At 42.3% G+C, this 9,424-nt stretch carries 12 protein-coding genes; all 12 read right to left on the bottom strand.

All coding sequences use genetic code 11. The annotated features are described in order from the left end of the window. Positions 1 to 3 precede the first annotated feature (3 nt). Positions 4 to 840: a CvfB family protein gene (locus AC4E96_RS03915; protein ID WP_488031650.1), complete on the bottom strand. Its 837-nt coding sequence runs from the start codon at positions 838 to 840 to the stop codon at positions 4 to 6. A 111-nt stretch (positions 841 to 951) separates the two neighbouring features. Then, complete coding sequence (gene mgtE / locus AC4E96_RS03910) at positions 952 to 2,307, bottom strand: magnesium transporter (RefSeq protein ID WP_488031649.1); 1,356 nt, start codon at positions 2,305 to 2,307, stop codon at positions 952 to 954. Positions 2,308 to 2,451: 144 nt separating this feature from the next. Further along, positions 2,452 to 2,724, bottom strand: coding sequence for an HPr family phosphocarrier protein (locus AC4E96_RS03905; protein WP_488031648.1), 273 nt, complete (start codon positions 2,722 to 2,724; stop codon positions 2,452 to 2,454). A gap of 43 nt (positions 2,725 to 2,767) precedes the next feature. Next, positions 2,768 to 3,628, bottom strand: coding sequence for an RNase adapter RapZ (rapZ, locus tag AC4E96_RS03900; RefSeq protein ID WP_488031647.1), 861 nt, complete (start codon positions 3,626 to 3,628; stop codon positions 2,768 to 2,770). Position 3,629: 1 nt separating this feature from the next. Beyond that, on the bottom strand, positions 3,630 to 4,079 hold the full coding sequence (gene ptsN / locus AC4E96_RS03895) for a PTS IIA-like nitrogen regulatory protein PtsN (protein WP_490254949.1): 450 nt from the start codon (positions 4,077 to 4,079) through the stop codon (positions 3,630 to 3,632). Positions 4,080 to 4,208: 129 nt separating this feature from the next. Beyond that, entirely contained in the window at positions 4,209 to 4,496 is a 288-nt protein-coding gene (gene hpf / locus AC4E96_RS03890) for a ribosome hibernation promoting factor (RefSeq protein WP_488031645.1), read from the bottom strand. Between the two features lie 32 nt (positions 4,497 to 4,528). Beyond that, positions 4,529 to 6,043, bottom strand: a complete 1,515-nt coding sequence (locus AC4E96_RS03885; protein WP_488031644.1) for an RNA polymerase factor sigma-54 — start codon at positions 6,041 to 6,043, stop codon at positions 4,529 to 4,531. A gap of 49 nt (positions 6,044 to 6,092) precedes the next feature. Continuing rightward, positions 6,093 to 6,818, bottom strand: coding sequence for an LPS export ABC transporter ATP-binding protein (gene lptB / locus AC4E96_RS03880; protein WP_488031643.1), 726 nt, complete (start codon positions 6,816 to 6,818; stop codon positions 6,093 to 6,095). Next, positions 6,818 to 7,327, bottom strand: a complete 510-nt coding sequence (gene lptA / locus AC4E96_RS03875) for a lipopolysaccharide transport periplasmic protein LptA (RefSeq protein ID WP_488031642.1) — start codon at positions 7,325 to 7,327, stop codon at positions 6,818 to 6,820. Before lptA ends, lptB begins: the two co-directional genes overlap by 1 nt. A gap of 4 nt (positions 7,328 to 7,331) precedes the next feature. Further along, positions 7,332 to 7,880, bottom strand: coding sequence for an LPS export ABC transporter periplasmic protein LptC (gene lptC / locus AC4E96_RS03870; RefSeq protein WP_488031641.1), 549 nt, complete (start codon positions 7,878 to 7,880; stop codon positions 7,332 to 7,334). Further along, positions 7,880 to 8,446, bottom strand: a complete 567-nt coding sequence (gene kdsC, locus AC4E96_RS03865) for a 3-deoxy-manno-octulosonate-8-phosphatase KdsC (RefSeq protein WP_488031640.1) — start codon at positions 8,444 to 8,446, stop codon at positions 7,880 to 7,882. Before kdsC ends, lptC begins: the two co-directional genes overlap by 1 nt. Beyond that, positions 8,446 to 9,411, bottom strand: a complete 966-nt coding sequence (locus AC4E96_RS03860) for a KpsF/GutQ family sugar-phosphate isomerase (RefSeq protein WP_488031639.1) — start codon at positions 9,409 to 9,411, stop codon at positions 8,446 to 8,448. The genes kdsC and AC4E96_RS03860 overlap by 1 nt, the downstream gene beginning before the upstream one ends. Positions 9,412 to 9,424 lie beyond the last annotated feature (13 nt).

Genomic DNA, 9,424 nt, shown 5'->3' with positions numbered 1-9,424 from the left:
AAGTTATTTCTCGACTTTTCTAATCCCTTTCGATTCTATAACAATGTCACCTGCTTTATACATGGCGCCAATGGTCTTTTTGAACGCCCCTTTACTCATGCCAAAGAGTTTTTTGATCAGCTCTGGATTTGATTTGTCATGAACGGCAGCAAAGCCACCTTCTTTGTCCAAAAATCGCATGATGACTTCAGCATCTTTACCGCGTGTTGCCTGACCGCCATCAAGAGACAAATCAATTCGACCATCGTGACGAATTCGTTTTACAAAGCCTTTTACGGTTTGACCAAATGACAAACGGCGAAACACATCTTGTTTAAACAACAATCCGTAATGTGTGTGATTGATGATCGCTTTGTACCCAAGGTCAGTGCTGTTAGCAATAATGAGAGAAACCGGCTGATTTGGTTTAAACGTCCCTTGGTTTTCATCCAAGATAAACTTATCTACGCGTGATGATGCAGTAGGGCGGTTATCGATTTTATCTAGGTAGACATGAACAAGATACTTTTTACCTACTTCTAACGGTAAGTGTTGCTCGGCATAAGGTACCATTAGGTCCTTGTCTAGACCCCAGTCTAAAAAGGCGCCAACTCGGTTGGTATCTTTAACTTCCAAATAAGCGCATTGACCTACTTCCACTTTTGGTTTCTGAGTCGTAGCGACAGGGCGATCTTCGGAGTCTAAGTAAACAAATACCTCAATCTCGTCACCAACGTCTATATCGTCAGGTTCGTGTTTGCGTGGAAGTAGGAGTTCACCTAAATTTTCGCCGTCTAAATACGCGCCAAAATCCATCATTTTTAGCACTTTAAGTGTGTTGGTTTTGCCAACTTCAATCATTTATTTTACCTAGAAGTTTCGTGACCCTGGCCCATATTTTAGGGAGGGAAATAAGTTAAGGCAGAGCACTCGAACTGAACCACTTGGTTCATTTTTGTTTGTATATAGTGGCTATAATAATAACCAGGTTGCTGTGCCTAAGAATGCAAATATACCGACGATGTCGGTGACGGTGGTAAGTATAACACTACCAGCTAAGGCTGGGTCTATATTCATGCGTTTTAGCAGCAATGGGATCAAAACACCAGCAAGTCCGGCAGAAATTAGATTCATTAACATCGCAAAGGCAAGGACACCACCCAACATAAGGTCTTGTTTCCAAAGGGCTACGACACCGGCAATCAAAATGGCCCAGATCAGACCATTTAAGAATCCTATTGCCAGCTCTTTACCGAGTAACCATCTTGAGTTTGATTCGTTGACGTGACCGACTGCCATACCACGGATTACAAGTGTTAGTGTTTGACTGCCGGCGACACCGCCCATACTCGGTACAATAGTATTTAGTACAGCTAAAAAGGCCAGTTCATCTAAAGTAGACTCAAATAAAGATGAAACAAAAGCGGCCAACAACGCGGTCAATAAATTAACACCTAACCACAGTGAACGTTTGCGTGTACTGTCCATGACAGGTGCAAACGTATCGGCTTCATCGTCGAGACCGGCCATACTTAACATCGAGTGCTCGGCGTCTTCACGTATGATATCGACGACGTCATCAATGGTAATACGGCCTAAAAGCACACCTTCTTCATCAATAACTGGTGCTGTTAGCCAATCGTAACGTTCGAATAGACTCGCCACCTCGGACTCGTGCATTGACGCTGGAATGACTTCAAAGTCAGTTTCCATGACTTCTGAAATTAGACTACTGGTTTTGGAAGTAACAAGCGTTGAAAGCGACACCTCACCAACGAAGTGATCTTCTTTATCCACGACATATAAATAGTCCGTCGCTTCTGGTAATGACTCTTTTAGTCTCAAGTATCGTAAAATAACGTCAACTGTAACATCCGGACGAACCGTGATGGTATCGGTGTTCATTAGCGCGGCAGCAGTGTCCTCTTCATAAGACATGACTCGTTCGGCACGAGCGCGGTCCTGCTTGTCCATGCTTTTAAGTACTTTTTTGTAAACCTTATCAGGCATACTGCGAAGTACTTCTGAGAAGTCATCATCATCGAGGTTAACAGCTGCTTCGGCAACACTCTCTGGTGTCATGCTGCGAAGAATCGGATTACGAACTTCTTCTGAGAGCTCTTCGAGTACTTCACCCTGGATACTGCTATCGATCAGTTGCCAAAGGACTGTACGTGACTTGGGGGTAGAAGCGTGGAGAAGAACCGCAATTTCATTAGCGGCCATACTGTCGAGCATATTGCGAACACGAACAAACATACCATCATTGATGGCAGCGTTAAATTCCTCAATTGGAATTGTGTATTCTTGTTCTAATAGCTCAGACATAGTGATTTCTTTTTAAAACGCCGAATAAAATCAGCTGGGGCTATTTTAAAAGTTCGACATTAGTCTAACGCATAACTACAAATTAAGATAGTTAGTGAGAGGGTAAATGGGGCCAGTAACTGTTTGTTTTTAAGAAGGGTTCAGTTATTCAGTTTCATCAAATTTATTGCTAATCAGCTGACAGATTGCGTCTAGCGCTTCTTGCTTTTGAGCTCCACTAGCCTTAACCAACACTTCTTTTCCTTGATTACTGGCTAGCATTAACAATGCCATAACTGAGTCCGCATTGGCGGATTTTTCACCTTGTTGAATTTCCACTTCGGCTTCAAATTGCTGGGACAATTGAGCTAGTTTTGTTGCCGCACGGGCGTGGAGTCCGAGCTTATTTTGGATGGTAACCTTTTTTGAAACAGTCATAGTTTTCTTATTCTTTTTAACTGTGGGTGTCGCTTTTATACACTTAAAGATCTTGTTGATAGCGACTCATTTCTCTGTGACGAGTTTTAACATTTTTTCCACGAGAACGGAATTGTTCAGCAAGGGTTTCAGCAATATAAACAGAACGATGTTTTCCACCTGTACAACCAATGGCGATGGTTAAATAGCTTCTGTTGTTACGTTCCAAGTGTGGTAACCACGTAGACATAAAGTTATTAACTTGAAAAACAAACTTATTAACAATGGGTTGTGCGGAAAAGAAGTCTTTTACTGGTAGGTCTAAACCCGTCAATGCTCGTAAGTCTGGCTCCCAATGAGGGTTTGGTAAAAAACGTGCGTCAAAGACAAAATCAATATCGTTAGGGACACCGTACTTAAATCCAAAAGACTCAAAAGTAATGACCAATTCTTTATCTGATTTACCGAGGATCTTTTCGCGGATCATTTCGGTTAATTGATGCACGTTCAATTCAGATGTATCTATGTATAAGTCTGCTCTTGTGGCTAACGCATCGAGTAGTTTTCTCTCTTCTTCAATGGCGTCAGGTAATGAGTTTTCACCTTTTGACAGAGGGTGAAGTCGACGGGTTTCACTATAGCGACGAATAAGAACGTCATCTTTAGCGTCGATGTACATTACCGTGGTTTTTACGCCTTTAGGTAGAAAATCAAGATTATCGAGTAGCTCTTGTTCTGAGCTCGGGATGTTACGAACATCAATGCTGACAGCAACTTGTGGATAGTTAGTTGCCAGTGAGTGCGAAAGTGCAGGTAGCAGGTTTACTGGTAAATTGTCTACGCAGTAATACCCTAAGTCTTCTAAAACCCTAAGTACAACTGTCTTCCCTGAGCCTGAACGGCCACTCACAATAAAAATATGCATATTACGCGGCTTCAATTATTTGATATAGGTCATTATCCGTCTTCGCACTACGAATCTTACGTAAAATCTCTTTATTGTCAAAGATTTCAGCGATGCTTGCTAACGTTTGTAGGTGTACGTCACATTGATCTTCTGGGACAAGCAATGCACAAAACACATCGACGGGGCGATTGTCTATGGCATCATACTTAACAGCTGGGTGACTAACTAACAAAACTGCCACTGGAGAGCCGTCGGCTTTGATTTTACCGTGAGGAATCGCCACTCCATTCCCTATTCCTGTACTTCCAAGCTTTTCACGATTCAGAAGGCTGGACAGTACTTCGGTACAATTCAGTTCTGGAGATTGACTACTTGCTATCTCAGCAATGTGCTCGAGAATTTTCTTTTTGCTTTGGCAATCGGAAAGCACTTTGGTGCATTCTGGTTGCAAGAGTACTTTTAATTTCATGGCTTTAATACTGCTTCGTTCTTTTGATTTTACTTCAAAAGATGGGTTAAGGAGTGCAGTCCATAGCGCTCCTAAATATACTCGGGTCGATTGCCGAGAGCTGGCGATGTGCGCCAGCTCAATGGTCCTCTAATGACGAGTTAACTTCTCTTTATGTTTTTTGACCTGTCGGTCTAGTTTATCAATTAAAGAATCAATCGCTGCATACATGTCACTGTGCTCTGAGGTTGCAAAAAGCTCACCTCCATTAACATGCATGGTCGCTTCTGCGCGTTGAATTAGCTTTTCTACGTCTAAAATCACATGGACGTTATTAATATGATCAAAATGACGTTCTAGTTTTGCAAATTTCGTATCAACATAATCTTTTAGGGACTCTGTTGCATCGACATGACGACAAGTTAGGTTAATTTGCATATGCTCTTCCTTCTTTTGATTGAATAGTGAAACTACACTAATCGTTTTCTTTGGTTTGAAGGGGGAATGTTTAACGATTCCCGGTATTTTGCGATAGTTCTTCTGGCTACTTGGATGCCCTGTTCGGCCAGAATATCAGCAATTTTACTGTCACTGAGCGGTTTTGCTTGGTTTTCAGCGGCGACTAATTTTTTAATTAATGCACGGATAGCGGTTGAGGAACACTCACCACCGTTTTCGGTACTTACGTGACTTGAGAAGAAGTATTTGAGTTCAAATATTCCTCTAGGAGTGTGCATGTACTTTTGCGTGGTCACACGAGAGATCGTGGACTCATGCATATCAACCATTTCTGCCACGTCGTTGAGTACCATAGGCTTCATTGCTTCTGGCCCATACTCGAAAAATGCTTGTTGTTGTTGCACAATGCAATTAGATACTTTTAACAAGGTGTCGTTTCTACTTTCCAAACTTTTGATAAACCACTTAGCTTCTTGTAAATGAGAACGAACAAATTGTGCATCGGAATTGTTCTTTGCCGTTTTAGACAACGAAGCATATTGTTCGTTCACTTTAATTTTAGGCATAGAATTGGAATTTAGCTCAACAATCCAACGACCTTTTTTCTTAACGACGCTAACGTCCGGAATTACATAATCAATTTCATCTTTGATGACAATGCTAGCCGGATTTGGATTGAGTTGTTGGATAAGTTCTAAGGTTTCTTTTAAGTCGTTTTCTTTTAGTTTTGTCTTGCGAATGATGGTGCGATAGTCGCGGTTGGCCAATAAGTCGATGTGTTCTTGAATAAGGTCAATGGCTTCTTGTTTCCACGGTGTATCATCGCTGTATTGTTTTAATTGAACAACCATACACTCTTGCAGCCCACGACAGGCAACACCGATAGGGTCAAAATTCTGTACACGTTTTAAAACGGCTTCGACTTCTTCGATTTCGACGTCTTCAATATCAACTGCTTCGACAATATCTTCTGCAGATACGGTTAAAAATCCTTTTTCATCAATGGCGTCGATGATTGCTGTCGCAATAGCAAGGTCATCATCGGAAAATGGTGAGAGGTTTAACTGCCAGCGCAGGTGATCTTGGATATTAGTGGTGGTCTCACCTTGATAAACCGTATCTTCACCTTCATAAGCTGGACCAGAACTAGCAGGTGCAGCACTCATGTAATCGTCCCAAGAAGAGTCTGTTGGCAGGTCGTCGCTTATCGTCTGATCCTGGAGTGCTTCGTTGGTACTTATCTCGTCTTTGGTCCACTCGATATCATCGCCTGCGTCGTCATTGCTCCCGTTGAGTGACTCCTGTGCCGATTCAGCTTGAAAGTTGTCGTCTGTATTGTCTGATGACTCCGGAGCGCTGTCGTAATTAGAGTCATCTTCTGATTCGAGCAATGGGTTGCTATCTAGCGCTTCTTGAATTTCTTGTTGCAGTTCCAAAGACGACAATTGCAGCAAACGAATCGCTTGTTGCAGCTGTGGGGTCATTGTTAACTGCTGACCCATTTTGAGTTGTAGTGTTGGTCTCATTTATTCCCGGAACTTACTGACTTAATTAACTTTCTTGTTGTATAAATTATCAAAGTTTAAACTGGTCACCAAGATAAACTTGCTTAACAATCTCACTTTCTAGTACTTCAGCAGGCGTACCTTCAGCAATCAGCTCTCCATGACTAACGATATAGGCTTTTTCGCAGACATCAAGTGTTTCTCGAACATTGTGGTCAGTGATTAATACACCGATGCCTTTTGCTGTCAGTTGTTGGATGATCTTTTTGATGTCGATGACTGAAATTGGATCAACGCCTGCAAACGGTTCGTCGAGTAAAATAATCTTCGGATCGGCGGCAAGTGCACGCGCGATTTCAACTCGGCGACGTTCACCACCAGACAGCGCCATTCCTTGACTGTCACGGATGTGGTCGATGTGAAATTCGGCAATTAAATCATCAAGTAAGTCTGCTTGCTGGTTTGCGTCTATGTCCTTGCGCATTTGCAGCACAGACATGATGTTTTCAGAAACCGTTAATTTTCTAAATATTGACGACTCTTGTGGTAAATAACCAATTCCTTTGCGAGCTCGAACGTGCATCGGTTCGTGACTCAGGTCAATGTCGTCGAGCTGTATCAAGCCTTTGTCGTTCGGCACAAGGCCAACAATCATATAAAACGTTGTTGTTTTACCTGCGCCGTTTGGCCCTAGTAAACCGACAACCTGACCGGCTTCAACAGATAGACTTACGTCTTTAACGACTTGTCTGTTTTTGTAGGCTTTGGCTAAATGCTGTGCTACCAATTTCGTCATTAGTTATTCTCTGAGTCGTCTTTTGATTTTGGCTTGATTTTAATAGTTGTGGTGACACGGCCACCGTTTTCAGTATCGCCTATTGCTTTTACACGTTGGCGAACTAAATCAAAAGTAATGTTACCGTTTGCACTGTCAACGAACGAGCCGCCCTGACGATATTTGGCGCTCCCCTTAAGTTCTAAGATTCGATCGTTAACTAAGTAGACAACTTCGTTAGCATTAGCTTCTAAGTCATCTCCTTCTGGGTTTATTTGCGTAAATGTGGCGGGATTACCTTTGGCGATAAGTTTTTCACCGACACCGTCTTTTGTTACAACGTAAAGCTCATCCGCGGCAATTTTCATATTACCTTGATTGATGATGACATTACCTTTAAAAAACATGGTGTTTTTCTTAAAGTTTAAATCTTGCTCTGTCGATTTGATTTGCAAGTCATCATTTATAGCCTGACTTAAAGGCGTAAAAAATAACACCAACGTTAGAATTAGAATGTTGTTTAACTTCATTTAGTTAACTTCCTTTGAGAATCGTTTCTACGTGTTTTGTCATTTGCAAGCGACCCACTTTGAGGTCTGCGCGTAATCCATGACCAACAATGGTTGTATTTACGCCTTTTATCACAAACCTTTTGTCTGTGGTGACTAATTGTGAATTTAGATCTATTTCGATGTAAGAGGTGTTTATCGAATTTACCAGTTCATTGTCATTTAATTGCACCATTTGGACATCTTCATTTAATACTAGCCGACCATCTTGCATGTTGCCGACTTGCGCTGACAACCGCCAGTAGGGCTGGTCATCTTGATAAATGATAAATTCGGGCTGCTCAAAGTAGGTCAGATTTAAGTCTGCAAAGTGTTCCATTTTTTGTGAAAACACTTCTTCTTTGAGTTTACCGTTATTGTCAAAAAGCTCTTGATGTAATAACCGTGCAGTAAAATCAGGGATTAAGACCGCCTCTGCTTCATCGATTTGTTCGTCACTATCATGGAACGCCGGATACCATAAGTAAAGGCTGATACCAATGAACAAGGTTATGACTATAAAACGGAAACGCATTAGCTACTTGTTCCTGAGACGGCCGACGTAATGTACTCTGCGCCTTGTTGAGCCATAATGATCAAGTCTGTCAGCTCTCTAACTGCACCTTTGCCACCAGGTGTTACGGTAACATAGTCAGCACACTGCTTAACGTAAGGGTGACCATCACTAACAGAAACGGCCAAGCCAACTTGATTCATTACAGGTAGGTCAGGAAAGTCGTCGCCAATAAAGGCAACTTGGTTTGGGGAAACGTTCAAATCGTTACACAATTCCTGGTAACCAATCGTTTTGGTCTCCATACCTTGGTAAACGTATTTTACACCCAAGCTTTTCATTCGTTGTTCTACTATTTTCGAGCTGCGACCCGTTATCACCGCAACATCGACGCCCGAGTTCATCAATGCCTTAACGCCAAAACCGTCTTTGGTATTAAACGCTTTGATCTCTTCGCCCGAATTACTCATATATACTGAGCCGTCAGAGAAAATACCGTCAATGTCACAAATTAGGAGTTTAATCTTTTTGGCTTTTTCACAAACATCAGTTTCGACATCTTGGTACCAGTCGGCAAATTCTTTCATTAAATCACCCCTGCTTTGAGCATGTCATGCATGTTGAGGGCTCCAATAGGTTTGTGTTCGTCATCGACTATAAATAGAGCGCTTATCTTCTTTTTTTCCATTAACGACAAAGTCTCTGCGGCAAGCATACTGCTCTTCGCTGTCACACCATTACGTGTCATTATTGCTTCAATCTGAGCTTGTAAACTAAAGTCGTCATTGTCCATCCAACGGCGTAAATCACCGTCAGTGAAGATACCTTGTAAAACGCCATGCTCATCGATCACACCGGTCATACCTAAGCCTTTAGCGGACATTTCAAATACCGCTTCTTTTACCGTCGCGTGTTGATTGATGATAGGTAAACGCTCATCGGAGTGCATGATATCAGCGTTGGTAAGTAGTAACTTACGACCAAGAGAGCCACCCGGGTGGCTAAGGGCAAAATCCTCTGCGGTAAAGCCACGAGCCTCTAGTAAACTGACTGCTAAGGCATCTCCCAAAACTAAACTTGCGGTCGTTGAAGCGGTTGGCGCTAAGCCTAATGGACACGCTTCTTGCTCAACTTTAGCGTTGAGGTGAATGTTGCTGTTTGTTGCTAATGTTGAAGTTGCGTTGCCTGTCATCGAAATAATGTCGCAGCCAATTCTTTTTAAAACGGGTAGTAGTGAGAGTAGCTCACCTGTTTCTCCGCTATTTGACAAAGCAAGCACCACGTCTTGTTTAGTGAACATACCTAAATCACCATGGCTAGCTTCACCAGGGTGAACATAAAAGGCGGGAGTTCCCGTACTTGCAAGAGTGGCTGCAATTTTATTGGCAATATGGCCAGATTTGCCCATACCGGTTACCACGACTCGGCCTGTTGCATTTAAAATAGTGTGGCAAGCCTTATTAAACGACTCATCGCAAGCCTTTGTCAGCCCCTGAATGGCTTGTTTTTCTATCTCGATAACTCGTAATGCAGAGGTTAAAAAGTCTGTCATAAGTGTTCCTGTC

This window comes from Psychrosphaera sp. (assembly GCF_982872775.1).
Note: the sequence above shows the minus strand (reverse complement) of the source record. Positions and strands in the feature narration are given on the sequence as shown.